At 64.4% G+C, this 21,170-nt stretch carries 18 protein-coding genes; 11 read left to right on the top strand and 7 right to left on the bottom strand.

The window, feature by feature from the left end; all coding sequences use genetic code 11:
- Together ctaA and AC2FMM_RS06735 are read right to left on the bottom strand one after the other, a co-directional pair.
- The coding region (gene ctaA / locus AC2FMM_RS06740; protein ID WP_496796131.1) for a heme A synthase at positions 1 to 1,071 on the bottom strand (1,071 nt) is incomplete at its 3' end.
- A gap of 60 nt (positions 1,072 to 1,131) precedes the next feature.
- Positions 1,132 to 1,875: an RNA methyltransferase gene (locus AC2FMM_RS06735; RefSeq protein WP_496678147.1), complete on the bottom strand. Its 744-nt coding sequence runs from the start codon at positions 1,873 to 1,875 to the stop codon at positions 1,132 to 1,134.
- A gap of 162 nt (positions 1,876 to 2,037) precedes the next feature.
- Here AC2FMM_RS06735 and AC2FMM_RS06730 point away from each other — a divergent pair, with 162 nt between their 5' ends.
- Positions 2,038 to 2,658 (top strand): thiamine phosphate synthase, encoded by a 621-nt coding sequence (locus AC2FMM_RS06730; RefSeq protein ID WP_496796130.1) that lies wholly within the window; start codon positions 2,038 to 2,040, stop codon positions 2,656 to 2,658.
- On the opposite strand, the gene AC2FMM_RS06725 is transcribed toward AC2FMM_RS06730, so the two are convergent.
- Entirely contained in the window at positions 2,655 to 3,797 is a 1,143-nt protein-coding gene (locus tag AC2FMM_RS06725; protein ID WP_496796129.1) for a HupE/UreJ family protein, read from the bottom strand. The genes AC2FMM_RS06730 and AC2FMM_RS06725 overlap by 4 nt on opposite strands.
- A gap of 143 nt (positions 3,798 to 3,940) precedes the next feature.
- Between AC2FMM_RS06725 and AC2FMM_RS06720 the strand changes: the two genes are divergently transcribed.
- The 3 genes from AC2FMM_RS06720 (at position 3,941) to AC2FMM_RS06710 (ending at position 6,493) form a co-directional block, all read left to right on the top strand.
- Positions 3,941 to 4,834 carry a PfkB family carbohydrate kinase gene (locus AC2FMM_RS06720; RefSeq protein ID WP_496796128.1) on the top strand — a complete coding sequence of 298 codons (894 nt, stop codon included), beginning with the start codon at positions 3,941 to 3,943 and terminating at the stop codon, positions 4,832 to 4,834.
- Complete coding sequence (locus AC2FMM_RS06715) at positions 4,831 to 5,745, top strand: pseudouridine-5'-phosphate glycosidase (RefSeq protein ID WP_496689111.1); 915 nt, start codon at positions 4,831 to 4,833, stop codon at positions 5,743 to 5,745. Before AC2FMM_RS06720 ends, AC2FMM_RS06715 begins: the two co-directional genes overlap by 4 nt.
- A 70-nt stretch (positions 5,746 to 5,815) precedes the next feature.
- On the top strand, positions 5,816 to 6,493 hold the full coding sequence (locus AC2FMM_RS06710; protein ID WP_496796127.1) for a DUF502 domain-containing protein: 678 nt from the start codon (positions 5,816 to 5,818) through the stop codon (positions 6,491 to 6,493).
- On the opposite strand, the gene AC2FMM_RS06705 is transcribed toward AC2FMM_RS06710, so the two are convergent.
- Both AC2FMM_RS06705 and AC2FMM_RS06700 read right to left on the bottom strand, forming a co-directional pair.
- Positions 6,494 to 7,522 (bottom strand): patatin-like phospholipase family protein, encoded by a 1,029-nt coding sequence (locus tag AC2FMM_RS06705; RefSeq protein WP_496796126.1) that lies wholly within the window; start codon positions 7,520 to 7,522, stop codon positions 6,494 to 6,496.
- A gap of 28 nt (positions 7,523 to 7,550) precedes the next feature.
- A complete protein-coding gene (locus AC2FMM_RS06700) occupies positions 7,551 to 8,324 on the bottom strand; it encodes a 3-hydroxybutyrate dehydrogenase (RefSeq protein WP_496678138.1) in 774 nt (257 codons plus the stop codon).
- A 314-nt stretch (positions 8,325 to 8,638) separates the two neighbouring features.
- Here AC2FMM_RS06700 and AC2FMM_RS06695 point away from each other — a divergent pair, with 314 nt between their 5' ends.
- Entirely contained in the window at positions 8,639 to 10,465 is a 1,827-nt protein-coding gene (locus AC2FMM_RS06695; RefSeq protein ID WP_496796125.1) for an extracellular solute-binding protein, read from the top strand.
- A 457-nt stretch (positions 10,466 to 10,922) separates the two neighbouring features.
- Positions 10,923 to 11,150 (top strand): hypothetical protein, encoded by a 228-nt coding sequence (locus AC2FMM_RS06690; protein WP_490360565.1) that lies wholly within the window; start codon positions 10,923 to 10,925, stop codon positions 11,148 to 11,150.
- On the opposite strand, the gene AC2FMM_RS06685 is transcribed toward AC2FMM_RS06690, so the two are convergent.
- The gene (locus AC2FMM_RS06685; protein WP_496796124.1) at positions 11,147 to 11,770 is read right to left on the bottom strand and encodes a helix-turn-helix domain-containing protein; all 624 of its coding nucleotides are present in this window, start codon (positions 11,768 to 11,770) and stop codon (positions 11,147 to 11,149) included. The two genes, AC2FMM_RS06690 and AC2FMM_RS06685, sit on opposite strands and share 4 nt — an antisense overlap.
- A gap of 65 nt (positions 11,771 to 11,835) precedes the next feature.
- Here AC2FMM_RS06685 and AC2FMM_RS06680 point away from each other — a divergent pair, with 65 nt between their 5' ends.
- The 5 genes from AC2FMM_RS06680 (at position 11,836) to AC2FMM_RS06660 (ending at position 17,689) form a co-directional block, all read left to right on the top strand.
- Positions 11,836 to 13,353, top strand: coding sequence for a class I adenylate-forming enzyme family protein (locus tag AC2FMM_RS06680; RefSeq protein ID WP_496796123.1), 1,518 nt, complete (start codon positions 11,836 to 11,838; stop codon positions 13,351 to 13,353).
- Positions 13,350 to 14,009, top strand: coding sequence for a DsbA family oxidoreductase (locus AC2FMM_RS06675; protein WP_496796122.1), 660 nt, complete (start codon positions 13,350 to 13,352; stop codon positions 14,007 to 14,009). Before AC2FMM_RS06680 ends, AC2FMM_RS06675 begins: the two co-directional genes overlap by 4 nt.
- A gap of 76 nt (positions 14,010 to 14,085) precedes the next feature.
- Positions 14,086 to 15,294 carry a multidrug effflux MFS transporter gene (locus AC2FMM_RS06670; protein WP_496678126.1) on the top strand — a complete coding sequence of 403 codons (1,209 nt, stop codon included), beginning with the start codon at positions 14,086 to 14,088 and terminating at the stop codon, positions 15,292 to 15,294.
- A gap of 56 nt (positions 15,295 to 15,350) precedes the next feature.
- Complete coding sequence (locus AC2FMM_RS06665; RefSeq protein WP_496796121.1) at positions 15,351 to 17,015, top strand: tetratricopeptide repeat protein; 1,665 nt, start codon at positions 15,351 to 15,353, stop codon at positions 17,013 to 17,015.
- The gene (locus AC2FMM_RS06660; RefSeq protein ID WP_496796120.1) at positions 17,012 to 17,689 is read left to right on the top strand and encodes an SH3 domain-containing protein; all 678 of its coding nucleotides are present in this window, start codon (positions 17,012 to 17,014) and stop codon (positions 17,687 to 17,689) included. The genes AC2FMM_RS06665 and AC2FMM_RS06660 overlap by 4 nt, the downstream gene beginning before the upstream one ends.
- A 9-nt stretch (positions 17,690 to 17,698) precedes the next feature.
- On the opposite strand, the gene mfd is transcribed toward AC2FMM_RS06660, so the two are convergent.
- The gene (gene mfd / locus AC2FMM_RS06655) at positions 17,699 to 21,157 is read right to left on the bottom strand and encodes a transcription-repair coupling factor (RefSeq protein ID WP_496796119.1); all 3,459 of its coding nucleotides are present in this window, start codon (positions 21,155 to 21,157) and stop codon (positions 17,699 to 17,701) included.
- Between the last annotated feature and the right edge of the window lie 13 nt (positions 21,158 to 21,170).

Raw genomic sequence — 21,170 nt, 5'->3', positions numbered from 1 at the left:
CACGGCCATAAACTGGTGGAAGATGGCGATCTGCCAGGGCGCGCCGTAGACCACGGTGAAGATGCCCACGACCACCTGCAGCGAAAGCGCCGCGAACATGGCGTTGAAGGCGAACCGCGTCTGCGGGTGGGCGCTGCTGCTGCCGCGCCGCCAGACGAAAATGGCGAAGGCGAACAGTGCATAGCCTACGCAGCGGTGGATGAACTGCACCAGTCCCGGACTTTCGAAGAAATTGCGCCACAGCGGTTCAAGCGCGGTGGCGTCCGGCGGCAGCAGTTGCCCGCCGATCAGCGGCCAGTCGGTATAGGACCGGCCGGCGTCGATGCCAGCCACCAATGCGCCGATCAGGATCTGCAGAAAGGCAAAGTGCAGCAGCCCGGTCGACAGGGAGGACAGCCGCGCCTCTTTAGCGCGGCGGGCTTGCATCAGGTCGCGTTCCTCGCGCCCTAGCATGAAGATGTACCAGGCCAGAAAGCCCAGGATCACGAACGCAAGGCCAAGGTGGGTGGCCAGACGATAACTGGCAACCGCGGTCATCCCCTCGCCCTGCGTCACCCCCGAGGCCACCATCCACCAACCGACAGCGCCTTGAACGCCGCCCAGCAGTCCCGGGATCACAAGGCGCCCGGTCCAGCCTGCGGGGATCTTGCGCAGCACCAGAAAGCCAAAGAAGCCAAGCGCCCAGACAAGACCGATCACCCGGCCCAGCTGCCGGTGGCCCCATTCCCACCAGTAGATGGTCTTGAAGTCATCCAGCTCCATCCACTGGTTCATGATCCGCCACTGGTCGATCTGTTTGTACTTGTCGAACTCGGCCTGCCAGTCCGCCTCCGACATCGGCGGGATCGCCCCAGTGACCGGGCGCCATTCGGTGATCGACAGGCCGCTGTCGGTCAGGCGGGTCAGCCCGCCCACCGCGATCATCACGACGACAAGTGCGAACAGGATCATAAGCCAGGTACGGATGGCCTTGCGCGCGCCACCCCGGCCGCGGTCGATCATGCCGGGCTGGACCATTTCCTGCTTTTGTTCACCCGAGACTTCTTCGAAGATGCTGCGCTTGCCGCTCATGCCGTCCTCATGTCCTTGATTTTCCCGCAAGCTAGGGCCAGTGCCCGCGAAGGTCCAGCCTCAGCCTTTGTCCTTCCAGCGGACCATCTGACGCATGATCCCGTGCAGCATCTGCACATCGGCCCGCGTCATGCGCATGCGCGACCACAGGTTGCGCAGGTTCACCTTCATCCCTTCGGCCTTTTCCGGAGGGTAGAAGAACCCGGCCTCCTCCAGCCGCTGCTCGTAATGCTCGGCCAGTTTCTCGACCTCGATGCCGGTGGCCCAGTCGCCTTTGCCCAGATCGGTGGCCTCGTGCACCACGTCGCCGGTCTGGCGCATCCACTCATAGGCGGTCAGCAACACGCACTGCCCCAGGTTCAGCGAGGCATATTCGGGGTTCACAGGCACCGAGATGATCGCATTGGCCTTGGCGATGTCTTCATTCTCCAGACCGGCCCGCTCAGGCCCGAACAGCACGGCCACCTTTTCGCCCGCCGCCACCTTCTGGGCCGCGATCTGCATGGCGCGCTCGGGGCTGTAGACGGGCTTGGTCAGGCCGCGCTGACGGGCGGTGGTGGCAAACACAAATGTGCGGTCGCCCAAAGCGCCGGCCAGATCGTCGAACAGCTGCGCCTCGTCCAGCAGCCGCCCGGCACCGCTCGACATGGCCACGGCTTTGGGGTTGGGCCAGCCGTCGCGCGGGGCAACGATGCGCATCCGGTCCAGGCCGAAATTCCACATCGCCCGGGCCGCGGCGCCGATGTTTTCGCCCATCTGCGGGCGCACAAGCACGAATGAGGGCTGGGGTCTGTCGCTAGGCATCCTGATCTCCGAAAGTTGCGCCTGCCATACTGCCGCCTTTGCCACAGGGCAAGCCCGGCCGCCATGCCCGATTGCAAATCGGCCGGTCTGCGGGCAATAAAGTTTGCTTCCCCGCCGCAATCGGCTAAACCGCGCCAAAGACCAACCGCGAAGGATCCGCCAATGGACACCCCCGAGCAGCCTCAGATCTATCTGATCACCCCGCCGACCATCGACCCGGCCACCTTCCCCGACCGGCTGGCCCGCGTTCTGGACGGGACCGAGATCGCCTGCATCCGGCTGGCGCTGGCCGGCAGCGACGAGGACGCCATCGCCCGCGCGGCCGACGCCTGCCGCGAGGTGGCCCATGCGCGCGACGTGGCGCTGGTGATCTCGAACCATGTCCTGCTGGCGCAACGGCTGGGGCTGGACGGGGTGCATCTGGACGATGCGGCCCGCTCGGTCCGGGCCGCGCGCAAGGAGTTGGGGGCGGATGCCATCGTAGGCAGCTTCTGCGGAACCTCGCGCCATGACGGGATGACCGCGGGCGAAGCCGGGGCCGACTATGTGGCCTTCGGACCCGTGGGAGATATGTCTCTGGGCAAAGGAGCCCGCGCGGAACGCGACCTGTTCCAATGGTGGTCCGAGATGATCGAGGTTCCGGTGGTCGCCGAAGGCGGCCTGACGCCCGAGTTGGTGGCCGACCTCGCGCCCTGCACCGATTTTTTCGGGGTCGGTGACGAGATCTGGGGCAACGACGACCCGCTGCGCGCGCTCGACACCCTGCTGGCGCCGATGCGCTAGAGCGGCAGGACCGGCAGCGCGACCCAGTAGAGACCCAGACCCGCCAGCATCAGCGATGCGACAGTCGAAATGCGTCCCCGCAACCGGGGTACATCGGGCAACAACACGGTCACTGCGGCATATGCAAGTCCGGCGACACCCGCGATTCCCAGCAAGACCCCGCCCGAATAGCCCAGCAGGGCCGGCACGACGTGAAGGGGTGGAACCCCCAACCGGATCAGTTCGTGCGACAGGCCCAAGCCAAGTATCGCGCCGGTCAGGAAAACCGCCCCCAACCGCAACGCACCGGCCCGCGACCCGATCAGATTCCATGTCGCCAGAATGACGATGGCCCCGGCGACCGCCAGCCAATACGCCTCGTCCCCGAACCGAAGCAGGCGGGACAATCCCAGCGGCTGCGCCAGCAGAACACCCAGCGCCAGGGCGGCGAATTGCGCCAGAAGGGGGCGCACCCGCAGGTTTAGAAAAACCAGCACCAAGGCCAATGCCAGAAGCTGCCCCTTATCTTGCCAAATCCGTGCCACGCCTTGCCGAAAGAAGGTCTTGGCAGTCTGTCGTGGCCCCATCCCTGCTCCGCCGCGCAAGGGAATGGCGGGGCTGGTCTCGCCCCCCTCCAGCAACCCGGTATAGGGTGCGTCGACGCCCGTCTGCCTGAGAACTACCGGGCCGAACCCGGCAGGCCAGGTCAGGCGCACCTCGGTCGCCCCGGGCGGCAATGTACCGACCAGCAACACCCGAGACAGCCTGGGTTTGTCGGAATCGCCCACCACAGGAATACGCGCACCCTCGTAGGACAGTTCGACCGGGCCGTTCGCATCGATCGTCAGAGCGTTTTTCCACACCGCCACACGCGCGTGCAGCAAAGGTTCCAATTCCGAGGAAGGCAAGCGGCGCAACCGTGCATAGTCGGCGCTGCCGCCCCCCTGCGCCACGGTCTGCGGGTCAAGCCCGGCCAGCAACGCCTCGGCATTCAGGGTGATTTCCACAAGCACCCGGTCGCCTTTGACCTGAAACTCCACGACGGACCGGCCTGCGCCTTGCGCCGCAACCGGCCCGGCCAGAACAAGAAAAGCACAAAGGTAACGGATAGGCCGAAAATGATGCCAAAGAACCGCCAGCAAGCGAATGATCAAAACCATCCCGAAGGATCCAGAAATAAATCTAAGCACTGGCCCCGAGTGTTTCCGGGATACAGGCGTTTGACAAGCCCGATTGGTCAGGGCGGCCCGTTTCCGCACCCTTCCGGCTTGCGCCCATGGCGACCCTGCGGCATGACGAGGACATGACTCGGAATTCTGACATCCTGTGTATCGGGTCCGTCCTGTGGGACGTGATCGGACGATCCGCCAGCCACATGCGGCAGGGTTCGGATGTGCCCGGCCGCATCACGCGCCTGCCCGGTGGCGTGGCGATGAACATCGCCATGACGCTTGTGCGCTTCGGCATGACACCGACCCTTTTGACCGCCATCGGCAGCGACCCCGAGGGCGACGAGCTGGTTCACGCCTGCAAGCGGCTGGGCATGGACACGACCCATGTCTACCGCTCGCAAGACCTGCCCACCGACCGTTACATGGCGGTCGAAGGCGCAAACGGCCTGATCGCCGCTATCGCCGACGCCCATTCTCTCGAGGCTGCCGGTGCCAAGATCCTGCGCCCGCTGATCCATGGCCCGCTGGGGTATGAAAACACCCCGTTCGAGGGCCAGATCGCGCTGGACGGCAACCTGACGCTGGACCTTCTGGAAGAAATCGCCGTCAGCCCGGCCTTCGCCCGTGCCGACCTGCGCGTGGCCCCGGCGTCGCCCGGCAAGGCCGAGCGGCTGCTGCCTTTCCTCAAGCACGGACGGGCCACGCTGTATGTGAACCTCGAGGAAGCCGGGCTGCTGTGCCAGCGCGAGTTTGCCGATTCCGAAACCGCCGCCCGCGCGCTGCTGGACAGGGGCGCGCTGCGTGCGCTGGTGACCGACGGGGGCAACTCGGCCACCGTGGCCAGTGCCGAAGCGGTGATCACCCAGAAACCCCCGTCGGTTCTGGTCACGCGCGTGACCGGCGCAGGCGACACGTTCATGGCGGCCCATATCGCCGCCGAAGCCAATGGCGCGAGGATCGACGAGGCGCTGACCCGCGCCTTGCTTGCCGCCGCAACCTATGTATCCGGAGAGACCCCCCTGTGATCGACATCCAGTATTCCGCCGAAGTGCGCGCGGCCAAGGACGACGAAACCCCCATCGTTGCCCTGGAAAGCACCATCATCACCCACGGCATGCCCTACCCGCAGAACATCGAGGTGGCGGCCCAGGTCGAGCAGGACATCCGCGACGCGGGTGCCGTTCCTGCCACGATCGCAGTGATTGACGGCCGGCTGCATGTGGGGCTGGAACCCGATCAGCTGAAGGATCTGGGACAGGCGCAGGGTGTGGCCAAGATCTCGCGCGCGGACATGGCGGCCTGCATCGCTTCGGGCGGCACCGGGGCCACCACCGTGGCCGCCACGATGATCGCCGCCCATTTTGCGGGGATCGAGGTCTTTGCCACCGGCGGCATCGGCGGGGTGCACCGTGGTGCGGAAACCAGCTTTGACATCTCGGCCGACCTGCACGAACTGGCGCAGACCCCCGTCACGGTCGTGGCCGCCGGGGCCAAGGCGATCCTCGATCTGGCTAAGACGCTCGAGGTACTGGAAACGCTGGGCGTGCCGGTCATCGCCCATGGGCAGGATGAATTCCCGGCTTTTTGGTCGGCCAAGTCGCCCTTTGCCGCGCCCCTGCGGATGGATACGGCCGAGCAGATCGCCAAGGCCCATGCGACGCGCCGCGCGCTGGGTCTGCCCGGCGGGCAACTGGTGGCTAACCCGATCCCGCAGGCCGATCAGATCCCATCCGAGGAACTGGACCCGATTATCGCCTCGGCGCAGCAGGACGCTGAAGCACACCGCATCACCGGCAAAGCCGTCACGCCCTATCTGCTGCAGCGCATCTACGAGCGGACCGAGGGCCGATCCCTGATCGCCAACATCGCCCTGGTGCGCAACAATGCGCGCCTTGCGGCTGGCATCGCCAAGGCTTTGAAGGCTCAGGCGGACTGAACGCCAATCGGACCTATTGTACCAAGGCGCCGGACTGATTAACTAATCCGTCAAACCGCTCGGAACCGCGATGAACACACCGTTTGATGAAGAACCCCACCGCCGCCCCGGCCTGCTGTCGCGGCTACGCGCGTCGTTTCTGACGGGTATCGTCGTCATCGCACCAGTCTGGCTGACGCTGTGGTTGATCCTGTCGGTGGTCGGCTGGATCGACAGCGCGGTTCTGCCCCTGATCCCGCACCAGTTCCGCCCTGAACAATATGTAGGCATCAACCTGCGCGGCGTAGGCGTACTGTTCTTCCTGATCTTCACGGTTCTGGTCGGCTGGATCGCCAAAGGTATTTTGGGTCGGTCACTGATCCATTTTGCCGAAAGCCTGGTCAACCGGATGCCCGTCGTCCGGTCGATCTATTCCGGGATCAAGCAGATCTCGGAAACCGTCTTTGCCCAGACCGAGCGGTCATTCGAGAAGGCCTGCCTGGTGCAGTATCCCCGCCGGGGCATCTGGGCCATCGGCTTCGTCTCGACCGAGGCCAAGGGCGAGATCAACAAACGCGCCGAAACCGGCGGCGGCCTGCTGAGCGTGTTCATCCCGACCACGCCGAACCCGACTTCGGGTTTTCTGCTGTTCTTCCCCGAGGAAGACGTGATCCTGCTGGACATGACGATCGAGGATGCCGCCAAGCTGGTGATCTCGGCCGGGTTGGTCTATCCGAACCAGAAAGACCCCTCACAGCCGCCCGAGTGATCAGCCGAACATCGCGGGCAGATCGACGGTGCTGCGCGCACCCAGATCGGGTTTGTGATCGGCCAGAAACCGGTCGGCTGCGGCCCGTCCCGCCTGTTTCAGGCTGTGCAGAACCACCGGGTTTGGCACAGTCTTGGTCGCAACCGACAGGCTGTTCATCAGGGCGTCATCTGCAATCATGTGCACGAAGACACGGCTCATCTCGCCCGCTTTCAACTTGCCCTCGGCCAGCAGGCGCTGCACGAAGTTGATCGCCCGCAATTCGCGCAGAAGGGACGAGTTGAAGCTGATCTCGTTGATCCGGTTCTGGATCTGCTGCGGGGTCTTCGGAACCTCGTCGCGCTCCAGCGGGTTGATGTTCACGATCACCACATCCTTGGGCAGACCCGCGTTGAACAGAGGGAACAGCGCAGGGTTGCCGGTATAGCCGCCATCCCAATAGGCTTCGGTCCGGTCGGTTTCGGGGTCGTGAATTTCAACGGCCTGGAAAAGGTTCGGCAGGCAGGCCGAGGCGAGGATCGCGTCGGTCGTCACCTCATCGCCCGTGAACACCCGGATCTTGCCGCTGCGCACGCAGGTGGCGCAGACGAACAGACGCGGCCCCTGATCGGCGCAGACCTCGCCAAAATCAAAGGCCTCGACCACTGGGGTCAGCGGATTGCGGTAGAACGGCCCATAGGCATAGGGCGACACCATCCGCGACCAGGTATCGGCCACCGAGAACGGCACGGAATACTCCATCGCCTGCGCGATCTGGGCGGGCTCCATCCCGGCCAGCCAGTTGGCGATGCGCATGTCGCCCACCGCGCCCATCCGCTCCCATAGGGCGTTCAGGGTCTCGCGCGCGCCATCGCGACCGGCATGAACCATGCCGGCCTTGAACGCAGCCCCGTTCAGCGCCCCGGCCGAGGTTCCGGTGATCGCCGCAACCTCGATGTCTTCGTCGTCCAGCAGACGGTCCAGCACGCCCCAAGTAAAGGCGCCATGCGCGCCGCCGCCCTGCAGGGCGAGATTGATGCGCTTTACCATGTCCGCCGGCCCCGGCGCGCGCCGCGGATCACAGCGCGGTCCAGCCGCCGTCGACCGAGATCGTGGTGCCGGTGATCTGGGCCGCCGCGTCCGAGCACAGGAACACGGTGGTTCCACCAAGTTGTTCGACGGTCGCGAACTCTTTCGAGGGTTGCCGTTCGAGCATGACGTTCTTGATTACGTCCTCGCGGCTCATGTTGTATTCCTTCATCGTGTCGGGGATCTGCGCCTCGACCAGCGGCGTCAGCACATAGCCCGGACAGATGGCGTTGCAGGTGATCGGCTCCTGCGCGGTTTCAAGCGCAACGGTCTTGGTCATGCCCACGACCCCATGCTTGGCCGCCACATAAGCCGCCTTGTAGGGCGACGCCGTCAGCCCATGCGCCGAGGCGATGTTGACGATCCGCCCCCACCCGGCCTTGCGCATCATCGGCAGCGCCGCCGCCGTCGTGTGAAAGGCCGAGTTCATGTTGATGGCGATGATCGCGTCCCATTTCTCGACCGGAAACTGGTCGATCGGTGCCACGTGCTGAATGCCTGCGTTGTTGACCAGTATATCGCAGGCTCCGGCCTGTTCGACCAACGCCCGGCATTCCTCGCCCTTGGACATGTCGGCCTTAATGTAGCGCGCCGTGGTTCCGGTTTCCTTGCTGATCTCGGCCGCAAGCGCGTGATCTTCATCGCGGTCGGTGAACGAGTTCAGAACCACGTCGGCCCCCGCCTTAGCCAATTCGCGCGCGATGCCCAACCCGATGCCAGAATTCGATCCGGTAATGATTGCAGTTTTTCCCGACAGGTTCATTTGGGGTCTCCCACAGATTCATGATTTGGAGACACAGTGCCATGCTGCACCTGCAAAATAAACGGGGAAAGACCCGGTTGCGGATACGGTCAATTTTTGGGCGGGAAACTCGGAGCTCGAGGCAGAAAAAAACGCCCGCACGAAGCGGGCGTTAAGTTATTGAGGCAGGTTTCATACAGGCAAGAAACCTATCGAGCAGTGGAACCTTTATAAGCAATTCCGCGCCGTCATCCAAGCTAAAAGTTTGAAAATAAGAAAAATCATCGGTACGGTGAATCCCAACAAAATAAGGCCAGAGCAGGATTGTTTCCAAAATGAGCCCCGATTTTCTTCGCCCGCTTCGCCCTGTGATCGCGGGAATCACCGCCGCGCTTTCCGTGACGTCAGCGCTCGCAGATTCGGCCCATGGCATAGCTATGTATGGCGACCCTGCCCTACCACCGGATTTTGTGTCTCTGCCCTATGCCAACCCGGATGCGCCCAAGGGCGGCAAGGTCGTGTTCGGCAACACCGGCGGCTTTAACAGTTTGAACCCGTTCGTGCAAAAAGGCACCGCCCCCTGGCAGCTGAGATTTTGGACGCACGAGGGGTTGATGGGCCGGTCCTGGGACGAACCATTCACGCTTTACGGTCTTCTGGCCGAATCAATCGACACCGCGCCCGACCGATCCTGGGTCGAATTCACCCTGCGCGAGAATGCCCGATTCTCGGACGGATCCCCGGTCACGGTCGAGGACGTGATCTGGTCCTACGAGACGCTGGGCACCCAGGGTCACCTGCGCTATCGCGGTCTTTGGTCCAAGATCGACAGCATCGACCAGACCGGGCCGCGCTCGGTGCGGATCACCTTCAACGAGCCCGACCGCGAGTTGGCCCTGATCGCGGGCCTGCGTCCGATCCTTAAAAAGGCCCAGTGGGAGGGCAAGGATTTTGCCGAGGCGCCACTGCAGGACATTCCAATCGGCACCGGCCCTTACGTGATCGACGACTACGAAGCCGGGCGTTTCGTGAATTTCAAGCGCAGCCCCGACTATTGGGGCAAGGATGTCCCCTTCCGGCGCGGCACGATGAATTTCGACGAGATGCGGATCGAATTCTACGGCGATCAGACCGTTCTGTTCGAGGCTTTCAAGGCCGGCAAGTTGTCAGCCATCCGCGAATTCAACGCCGACAAATGGGCCACGCAGTACGATTTCCCTGCCGTCCAGCGGGGCGACATCGTCACAACCGAGATCCCGCACAAGAAACCGTCGGGGATGACAGGGCTGGTCATGAATACCCGACGCGCGCCGTTCGACGACTGGCGTGTGCGCGAGGCGCTGATCCTCGCCTTCAACTTCGAATACATCAACGGCACCTTCACCGGCGGGGCACAGCCGCGGATCACCTCGTATTTCTCGGGGTCCGACCTGGCCATGCAGCCCGGGCCGGCCAAAGGGCGCGTGGCCGAGTTGTTGCAGCCCTATGCCGATGATCTGCCCCCCGGTGCGCTGGAAGGGTACGATCTGCCCAAGGGCGACGCCTCGGTCCGCAACCGAAGTGACATCCGCAAGGCGGCCGACCTGCTGGAACAGGCCGGCTGGACCATCCAGGACGGGGTGCTCCGCAACGCCGAAGGCCAGCCGTTCAAGGTGAACCTGATCATCAGCCAAGGCGGCCTGAACGTGGTGCAGAACGTCGACGCCATCGCCGAGATCTATGCCCGCGCGCTGGAACGGCTGGGGATCGAGCTGACCGTCGACAAAGTGGATGACGCCCAATACACCCAACGCATTTCCGAACTGGACTTCGACATGACCCCGTTCCGTCGCGCGCTGTCGCTGTCGCCGGGCAACGAACAGCGCCTGTACTGGGGCAGCGAAGGCGCCGACACGCCGGGCACGCGCAACCTGATGGGCGTGGCCTCGCCCGCCGTCGACGGGCTGATCGACGCGATGCTGGCCTCGGAAAGCCACGAGGATTTCGTGGCCGCCACCCGCGCGTTGGACAGGGTGCTGACGGCGGGGCGCTACGTCATACCGATCTGGAGCTTTGACGTGGGTCGCATCGCCCATGTCAAACAGATGCGGCACCCCGATACTCTGCCGATCTATGGCGACGGCCCGCAATTCATGCCCGACGTCTGGTGGTACGAAGACTGACTCGCGGCCCGCAGGGGCGGTTGACCCTGCGGGCAGCTTCGGACTTGAGCGCGCTAGCGGAAGATCGGCGAAAAACGGCACATCGCCCAACCACAAGATCATGACCGGGCCCGGGCACGTCCGACCACATACCGGGCGCGACGGCAGATCAAGCGGCTGACTTCAATGCACCCCCCAAATATTGGAGCGACTTGCGCGAGACCCAGGGTAGTCGTCGCCGCTTCTCTTCGGAAAATGAACGACATAAAAAGAGTTTGCAGGCGCCGACCTTCGGTTGAGACCGGTCGGGTCAGACGGGGTCAATGCCGCCCCCATGCTCTGTAGCCCTGCCCATGCCCGGCCGTGCAGAGCGCAAAGCGCCCTGCGACATTTTGTCATGCCCGCGACACCATATCGCGCTACGTACGCTACAAGTGAGGAGAGCAGTCCTGAAACCCGAACCGCGGGAGGCTCGCAGATGTTGAACTGGACTGATTTGACACAAGACTGGAGCGCGACCTATGCCCGCGCCAAACGCCGTTTTCCGAACCTGCGCGACCAGGACATGGCACGCGTCAAAGCCGACAGGAAACGGTTCGAGGCCTATCTGGCCGAACGTCATCACCTGACGATGACCGAGGCCCATGAAGAAGTCGAAGACTTTCTGTTCACCGAAGGACTGAACCGCGAACTGGCGCACAGCTAGGCCAGTGACGTCACCCACAGGATTGTCGCGTCTTCCTCGCTGACCGAGATCACGTTGTGCCCCATGCTGCCGTCGTAATAGGCGCTGTCGCCCCGGCGCATTTCGACGGGCTCGTAAAACTCGGTATACAGGCGGATTACGCCGGTGAGCACATACAGGAACTCTTCGCCGTCGTGACGCACCCAGCCATCGAACTCGTCCATCGACCGCGCCCGAACGCGCGCGCGATAGGGCAACATCTGCTTTTTGGTCAGAGTCTCGGCCAGCAGTTCGTGCTCATAGGTCGTGGTGGCGTGCGCGGTGCCCTGCCCGTTGCGCGTCACCGCCATGCGGCCGATGACCTGATCACGCTCGGGCGGGGTGAACAGCTGCGGCACCGAAATCTCAAGACCTGTCGCCAGCTTTTTCAGCGCATCATAGGTGGGCGACATCTGGCCGTTTTCGATCTTGGACAGGGTCGAGCGTGCCAGCCCGGCCTGATTGGCCGCCTGTTCCAGCGTCCATTTGCGCGCCTTGCGCAGCTCACGCACGCGTGCGCCCAGATCGACCGGCTCGGGCTCGGTATGGGTACCGTTGTCGCGGGCGATGCGTACGATGGATTTGTGGTCTTTGCTCGTCATGCGTCATTCTATAGGGCCAGCGCCGCGCGCTTGCAACGCGTGACAAAGGGCAATAGCCAAGGCGCATGTTGTCAATCTTCGATCAAGGGCCACCGCCGCCCTGCCCTACGCCATTCAACCTGGCCGCCCATGTGCTGCGGCGCGCCGATGCCACGCCGGACAAGGTGGCACTGTCAGTGCTGCGCGCCGACGGTTCGGACGATTGGTCCTATGCACAGCTGAAATCCGCAGTTCTGGGTACTGGAACCGGGCTGCTGCGTGCGGGCCTCGTGCCCGGCGACATCGTGCTGATGCGTCTAGGCAATACGGTCGATTTTCCCATCGCCTATCTGGGGGCAATCGCGGTCGGGCTGATCCCGGTGCCCACCTCCTCGCAACTGACCGAGCCGGAAACAGAACGGATGATCCGGGACCTGTCTCCAGCCGCTATTCTGCGCGATCCGTCCGTGGCCTGTGCCGCGCATCCCGACCAGATCGGCCTGACCGACCTTGCCGCCATGCGCAACCTGCCGTCCGCGTCCTTCGACATGGGCGACCCGGAACGCATGGCCTATGTCGTCTATACCTCGGGCACCTCGGGCAAACCACGCGCAGTGGCCCATGCGCATCGCGCGATCTGGGCGCGGCAGATGATGGTGGATGGCTGGTACGGCCTTCGCGAGGCCGATCGCCTGTGCCACGCGGGCGCGTTCAACTGGACCTACACGTTGGGCACCGGCCTGATGGACCCGTGGACCATCGGCGCCACCGCACTGATCCCAGAACCCGGAACCGACCCGGCAGACCTGCCTGGGTTGCTGCGCCGCCACCGCGCCTCGATCTTTGCGGCCGCCCCCGGCGTGTACCGCAAGATGCTGAACGCGGCAGACACGCTGCCCCTGCCCGATCTGCGCCACGGCCTGAGCGCCGGCGAGAAACTGTCGCGAGCCTTGCACGAACGCTGGGTTCAGGCCACCGGGACCGAGCTGTACGAGGCCTATGGCATGTCGGAATGCTCGACCTTCATCTCATCCAGCCCATCCCACCCTGCGCGCGGCGATGCGCTGGGCCAGCCGCAACCGGGGCGCCGCGTGGCGATCCTGGGGCCTGACGGACCGGTTCCGCAGGGACAGGAAGGCACCATCGCCATTCACCGCTCGGACCCGGGGCTGATGCTGACATACCTCAACGCCCCGGACGAGGCCCGCGCGCGTATGCAGGGCGACTGGTTCCTGACCGGCGATCAAGGGGCGATGGCCGTGGATGGGCAGATCACCTATCTGGGGCGCGACGACGACATGATGAACGCCGGCGGCTACCGGGTATCCCCGGTCGAGGTCGAATCCGTCCTGTCGCGCTTTCCCGGAATCTCGCAGGTCGGCGCGGCGGCGGTCGAGGTCAAACCGGACACCTTCGTGATCGCCGCCTTTTATTCCGGGCCGGAAAAACTGGACGAAACCGCCCTGCGCGCTTATGTCGAGGCCAACCTGGCGCGCTACAAACAACCCCGCGCCTTCATCCATCTTCCCGAACTGCCCACCGGGGGCAACGGAAAACTCCTGCGCCGCGCACTGCCGGCCTATTTCAAGGCACCCTCCGAATGACCCAGACCGTCAAGCTTGATATCCTGTCCGACCCGATCTGCCCGTGGTGCTATATCGGCAAGACCAACCTAGACAAGGCCCTGGCCTCGGTCCCGGACCATCCGTTCGTGATCGAATGGCATCCGTTCCAGCTGAACCCCGACATGCCCGAAGGCGGCATGGACCGGCGCGAATACCTGGAACGCAAGTTCGGTGGCAAGGAAGGTGCGGTCCAAGCTTATGCGCCGGTGGTGGAGCATGCCGAAAAGGCCGGCCTGAACATCAATTTCGAGGCCATGAAGCGCACCCCGAACACGCTGGACGCTCATCGCCTGATCCACTGGGCCGGGATCGAAGGCAAGCAGAACGAGGTGGTGGATGCGCTGTTCGACGCCTATTTCGTGCAGGGCCGCGACATCGGCGACCACGAGGTGTTGGCCGACATCGCCGACAGCGTGGGCATGGACGCCGCTGTGGTTCTGAAACTGTTGAAATCCGACGCCGACCGGGACGACATCCGCAAACGCGACGCCCATTCACGCGAGATGGGGGTGAACTCGGTGCCGACCTTTATCGTCGCCAACCAGCACGCAGTACCTGGCGCCCAGCCGCCCGAGCTTTGGGCGCAGGTCATCGATGAAATCATGTCTCAGTTTGAGCCCTCCTCTGCAGAATAGCACAGAGTTCTGTGCGCGGTTGCACCTAGCCCACCTTGCCCTGTCGTGTTAGCGCGTTGGAGCAAGGAGTCCCCGCATGGCTGACCGTATTTCCAGGGCCGAATTCATCGCGCTGATCGCGATGATGTTTGCCACCATCGCATTTTCGATTGATTCAATGCTGCCTGCCCTGCCCGAGATCGGCGCGCAGCTCAGCCCTGATGACGTGAACCGGGCGCAGCTGATCCTGACCAGCTTTGTTCTGGGCATGGGGATCGGCACGTTCTTCACCGGTCCGATCTCGGATGCGGTCGGACGCCGGCCGGTGATCTTCGCCGGCGCGGCGCTCTATATTCTGGCATCGGCCGTGGCCTGGGCCAGTTCATCGCTGGAGCTGGTTTTGGCCGCCCGGGTGGCTCAGGGGCTGGGGGCCGCCGGTCCGCGTGTCGTTGCCATGGCCATCATCCGTGATCTGTTCTCGGGCCGGGAAATGGCGCGGATCGTGTCGATCGCGATGATGATCTTTACACTGGTGCCTGCCATCGCGCCCATGGCCGGTGCCGCCGTGATCGCCTTCGCTGGTTGGCGCGGTGTGTTCATGTCGTTCATCCTGTTCGCGCTGGTGATCATTGTCTGGATGGGGTTCCGACTGCCGGAGTCCCTCGCCCCGGAAAACCGCCGCCCGTTCCGCCTGCCGCTGATGGTCGGTGCGGTGAAAGAGATGTTCGCCCACCCCACCGTGCGCTTGTCGATCTTTGTTCAGACCCTTTGCATGGGCATGTTGTTCACCATGCTGACCATGGTGCAGCCGGTCTATGACGTGATCCACCACCGCGCCGACAGCTTCCCCTTCTGGTTCGGGTTCGTGGCGCTGATGTCCGGCTCGGCCAGCCTGCTGAACGCGGCCGTCGTGGTGCGCGTGGGGATGCGCCGCATGGTGACCTGGGCACTGGCCGGACAGATCCTGATCACCTCGCTGGTGATTGCCCTAAATATGTCGAACCTGTCGCCGCAGGCCTCGTTTGCGCTGTTCGTGTTCTGGCAGACCACTGTCTTTTTCATGGCCGGCGTCACGATGGGCAACCTGAATGCCATCGCGATGGAGCCGATGGGCCATATCGCCGGCATGGCGGCCTCGGTCATCGGGTCGATCTCGACCGTGCTGGCCGCCGCGATCGCCGCACCGGTTGGGCTGCTGTTCGACGGCACGCTGGGGCCGTTGACCATCGGCATCCTGACCATGTGCGTGCTGGCCTTCGGGCTGATGGTCCACATGGGCCGGATCGAAGACCGCGTTCCCGCCTGACCTGTGCAGCGCACCTGAACTGCGCTAGGCTCGCCCCATTCAGGGGGGAATCCGGAATGAGCGACTATTACGATCTGGGCACGCATAGCTGCCCCGTCACCACGTCCTCGGATCAGGCGCAGCTGTGGTTCGACCGGGGCCTTGTCTGGACCTACGGCTACAATCACGAAGAGGCGGTCGTGTGTTTCCAGCGCGCGCTGGAGCATGACCCGGACTGCGCCATGGCCCATTGGGGCGTGGCCTATGCCGCCGGGCCGAACTACAACCTGCCCTGGGAGCTGCTGGACGATGCGGGCAAGGCCAAGGCGCTGGCCTGCGCCTATGACGCGACCCAGTGCGCACTGGCCCTGCTGGACCGCTGCACGCCTGTCGAACGCGAACTGATCCGCGCCCTGCCCGCCCGCTATCCCCAGCGTGACCCGGCGCCCGACATGCACCGCTGGGACCACGACTTCGCCGACGCCATGCGCGCCGCCTTCGCGGCCCAACCCGATCATCTGGACTTGCGCACCATCTATGTAGAGTCATTGCTGAACCTGACCCCCTGGCAGATGTGGGACCTGAGGACAGGCCAGCCCGCCGAGGGCGCCGCCACGCTTGAAGCGCAGGAGGCGTTGGAATGGGCCATGGCCCATGATCCGGCGGCGATGTCGCATCCGGGCCTGCTGCACCTCTACGTACACCTGATGGAGATGTCGCCCACGCCGGAAAAGGCACTGAAGGCCGGTGACGTGCTGCGCACGCTGGTGCCGGATGCCGGGCATCTGGTGCACATGCCAACCCATATCGACGTGCTGTGCGGCCACTATCAGAACGTCGTCCACTGGAACGAACAGGCGGTCACTGCCGATCTGAAATACTACCAGCGCGAAGGCGCTTTCAACATCTATACCGGCTATCGCCAGCACAATTACCACTTCGTCATCTATGGCGCGTTGTTCCTGGGTCAGATGGAGCCCGCCCTACGCGCCAACAAGGGCCTGTGGGCCACCACGCCCGAGGAAATGCTGCGCATCGAAAGCCCGCCCATGGCGGATTACTTCGAAAGCTACATGGCCATGGGACCGCATATCCTGATCCGTTTCGGCCGGTGGGAGGAAGCCAAGGCTCTGCCCCTGCCCCCCGATCCCGACCTGTACCTGACGGTGACGGCCACCACGCACTATGCCCGCGCAGTCGCCCATGCCGCCACGGGCGACGTGGCCGAGGCCGAAGCCGAAGAACGGCTGTTCCTGGTCGCCAAGGACCGGGTGCCCGAAACCCGCCTGTTGCACAACAACCGCGTGATCGACCTGCTGGAGATCGCGCGCGAGATGCTGCGGGGCGAGATCGAGTACCGCAAAGGCAACTTCGACACGGCCTTCGCCCATCTTCGCCGCTCGGTCGAGTTGGACGACAACCTGCCCTATGACGAGCCTTGGGGCTGGATGCAGCCCACCCGCCACGCGCTGGGGGCGCTGCTGTTCGAACAGGGCCATGTGGCTGAGGCCGAAGCCGTCTATCGCGAGGATCTGGGGTTGGGCCGCACCCTCGGCCGGGCCTCGATCCATCCCGACAATGTCTGGAGCCTCAAGGGCTTGCACGATTGCCTCAAGGCGCGCGGCGCGCGAGAGGAATTGCAGCTCATCCGACAACGACTTGACCTGGCCCTGGCGCGGGCCGACCACAGCGTCGGCGCCTCATGCTTCTGCGCCCAGGCCGCGATGAGAGCCGCTGAATGAAACTGTTGAACGCTGCGCTGGTCGCACTGTTCTGCGGCCCCGCCTGGGCCGACCGTCAGACCTTTCCGCCTGTGGACGAGGCCAGCAACGACCCGGCGCTTGAAGCCTTCCGTGCGGAGCTGCGCGCCAAGGTCGCCGACCGCGACCTGGAGGGCGTTATGGCCGCCACCTGCCCCGAGATCTATACCAGCCACAGCGACCCGGACGGCCCCGAGACGTTCCGCACCAACCTGACGGTCGATCCCGAGACCCTGCCCGAATCCGACCGCCGCCACGCCGCCACGATCCGCGAGGACTACTGGCGCGACCTCGAGACCACGCTGGCCCAGCCCGGCTATTTCGACGAGGATGGCGAGTTCTGGATGCCGCACCAGTGGCGCATCACCCTGCCGGCGGCGCTGGACCCGTTCACCGCCTATTTCGTGACCGGCCAGGATGTCACCCTGCGCCAGGCTCCCAACCGTGGCGCGCCCATTCTGGACCTGATCAGCCACGAGGTGGTGATCGTGCCGGAATATCTGGAAGAGGCCGAGTATCAGGGCGTCATCCTGACCGACGGAACGCGCGGCTATATCTATTCCGATTTCCTGTGGTCGATGGTCGGCTATCGCGCGGCCTTGGTGAAATCGGACAGCGGTGCCTGGCAGCTGTGCACATTCGTGGCCGGGGACTAGGCCGCGCCCTCAGGCGCTGGCCTTCTTCTTTTTCTCAGCCGCCACCTTCTCGGCCAGATCGCGGGCAATGGCAAAGGCGCCCTTGATCTTGTCGCTGTCCTTCTTCCAGTCGCGCCGCACCACGATCTTGTTGTCCTTGACCTTGGCCAGCCCGCGCTGGTTCTGGATGAACTCGACCAAACCTTGCGGTGAGGCGAACTTGTCGTTGTGGAACTGGATCGTGGCCCCTTTGGGTCCGCCGTCCAGCTTGGCAATGCCCGCGCGTTTGCACATCGCCTTGATCCGCACCACCAACAGCAGCGTGTTCACCTCTTTCGGCAGCGGGCCAAACCGGTCGATCAACTCGGCGGCAAAGCCCTCCAGCTCGACCTTGGTCGACAGCGACGACAGACGGCGATAGAGGCCCAGCCGCACGTCCAGATCGGGCACATAGTCTTCGGGGATCAGCACCGGAACGCCCAGGTTGATCTGCGGCGCCCACTGGTCGTCGGCTTCGCTCAGCCCCTCCATCTCGCCGGCCTTGATCTTGGCAATCGCCTCTTCCAGCATCGATTGGTAGAGTTCATACCCCACGTCGCGCATCTGGCCCGACTGTTCCTCGCCCAGCAGGTTGCCCGCGCCGCGAATGTCCAGGTCCTGGCTGGCCAGCGTGAACCCGGCCCCCAGCGTATCGAGCGAGCCCAGAACCCGCAGGCGCTTTTCGGCGGCCGGGGTCAGACGTGCGCGCGGCTTGGTGGTCAGATAGGCGTAGGCGCGGGTCTTGGACCGCCCCACCCGGCCCCGGATCTGATAGAGCTGCGCCAGCCCGAACATGTCGGCCCGGTGCACCACCATCGTGTTTGCGGTGGGAATGTCCAGCCCGCTTTCCACGATCGTGGTGGCCAGCAGAATGTCATACTTGCCGTCGTAAAAGGCATTCATCCTGTCGTCCAGCTCACCCGCCGCCATCTGGCCATGGGCCACCACATAGGTCAGCTCCGGCAGCTGTTCTTTCAGAAACTCCTCGATCTCGGGCAGGTCCGAGATGCGCGGCACCACATAGAAACTCTGCCCGCCGCGATAGTGCTCGCGCAGCAGCGCCTCGCGGATGGTGACGGCATCGAACTCGCTGACATAGGTGCGGATCGCCAGGCGATCGACGGGCGGTGTGCCGATGATCGACAGGTCGCGCACCCCGGTCAGGCTCAGTTGCAGGGTGCGCGGGATCGGCGTCGCGGTCAGCGTCAGCACATGCACGTCCGAGCGCAGTTGCTTGAGCCTTTCCTTGTGGGCCACGCCGAAATGCTGCTCTTCGTCGATGATCAACAGCCCGAGGTTCTGGAACCGGATGCCCTTGGCCAGCAGCGCATGGGTGCCGATCACGATATCGACCGTCCCCTTGGCCAGCCCTTCGCGGGTCTGTTGCGCCTCTTTGGCCGAGACGAAACGTGACAATTGCCGGACTTCCAGCGGGAAGCCCCGGAACCGTTCCTTGAAGCTGGCGGCGTGCTGACGCGCCAGCAATGTTGTGGGCGCGATCACCGCCACCTGCAGCCCGGACATAGCCGCAACAAAGGCCGCGCGCATGGCGACCTCGGTCTTGCCAAAGCCCACGTCGCCGCAGATCAGGCGATCCATCGGCGTGCCCGAGTGCAGGTCCTCCATCACGTCGGCGATGGCGCGCAGTTGATCCTCGGTCTCTTGATAAGGAAAGCGGGCACTGAACTCCTCCCAGGCGTGGGGAGGCGGGTCCATGATCGGGGCCTTGCGCAGGGCGCGTTCGGCCGCGATGCGGATCAGCCGGTCGGCCATCTCGCGGATGCGTTCCTTGAGCTTGGCCTTCTTGGCCTGCCACGCACCACCGCCCAGCTTGTCGAGCAAGCCATCCTCGTGCCCGTATTTCGACAGCAGCTCGATGTTTTCGACCGGAAGGTACAGCTTGGCGCCTTCAGCATATTCCAGCAGCAGGCATTCATGCGCGGCGCCCAGGGCGGTCACGACCTCCATGCCCATGTACCGGCCGATGCCGTGATCGACATGCACGACCAGATCGCCGGGGCTGAGCGATTGGGTCTCGGTCAGGAAATTCTCGGCCTTGCGGCGTTTCTTGGGCTGGCGGATCAGCCGGTCGCCCAGCACGTCCTGTTCCGAAATCACCGTCATGTCGGGCGTCTCGAAGCCGTGCTCCAACGCCCAGACCGCCAGGTGCAGGCCGCGCTTGCCGATGCGCGAGCCGTCGGTCACAAGAATTGCCTCGGCCAGACCCTCATCCTCGATCAACCCGGTCAGGCGTTCGCGCGCGCCCTCGGAATAGGACGCGACCAGAACCGGCCCCTTCTCCAGCTTGTTCTTGATGTGGCTGGCCAGCGCGCCGAACAGGCTGATGCTTTCCTGCTGCCGCTCGGGGGCAAAGTTGCGCCCGATCCGACCGCCCGCGTCGATCACCCCGGGGCCGCTGGCCTGCGGCAGGGGGCTGAACTGCAGCACCCGCCGCTGCGCCACCGCCTGGGTCCAGGCGGCGTCGTCCAGATACAGACGACCCGGCGGCGTGGGTTTATAGACCGAATCCATGCGCGAGCGGTTCTCGAGCGCCAGGCGCCGGGTTTCGTATTGATCGGCGATGCTTTCCCACCGGGCCAGACGCGCGGGCGTGACCTGATCGTCCAGCGTGATCGTCGCGCCCGGAAGGTAGTCGAACAACGTTTCCAGCTTTTCGTGGAACAGGGGCAGCCAGTGCTCCATGCCCTGATGCTTGCGTCCGGCGCTGACCGCTTCGTACAGCGGATCATCCGTACCAGCCGCACCGAATTCGATGCGATAGTTCTGACGGAACCGGGTGATGGCGGCTTCGTCCAGTATCACCTCGGAGACCGGGGCCAATTCGACCAGATCGAGCTTTTCTGTGGTGCGCTGGGTGGCCGGATCGAACCGGCGCGCGCCGTCCAGCACGTCACCGAACAGGTCCAGCCGCACTGGCCCTGCCTCGCCCGGCGGGAAGATGTCGATGATCCCGCCGCGCACGGCATAGTCGCCGGGCTCCATCACCGTGGGGCTTTGGCTGAACCCCATCCGCACCAGAAAGTCACGCAACGCGGCCTCGTCGATGCGTTGTCCGACCCGTGCGGTAAACGCCGCCTGCCGCAGCACGTCGCGCGCCGGCACGCGCTGGGTGGCAGCGTTCAGCGTGGTCAGCAGAACAAAGCGTTCGGGCATCTGGTGCACCAGCGCCGCCAGGGTCGCCACCCGCGCCGCCGCAATGTCGGGGTTGGGCGATACCCGGTCATAGGGCAGGCAATCCCAACCGGGAAACAGGATCACGGGCATGTCGGGCGCAAAGAAACGCAACGCCGCGCGCATCGCCTCGGCACGTTTGTCGTCGCGCGCCACATGCAGAACCGGCCCGCCCGAGCGGGCGACCTCGTTCAGCACCAACTGCGCGTCGAACCCCTCGGGGGCGCCGCCGACTGTCACGTGGTTCGGAGCCTTCATCGCCTCGCCTTTC

The organism is Ruegeria sp. BHSC043 (assembly GCF_059612985.1).
Note: the sequence above shows the minus strand (reverse complement) of the source record. Positions and strands in the feature narration are given on the sequence as shown.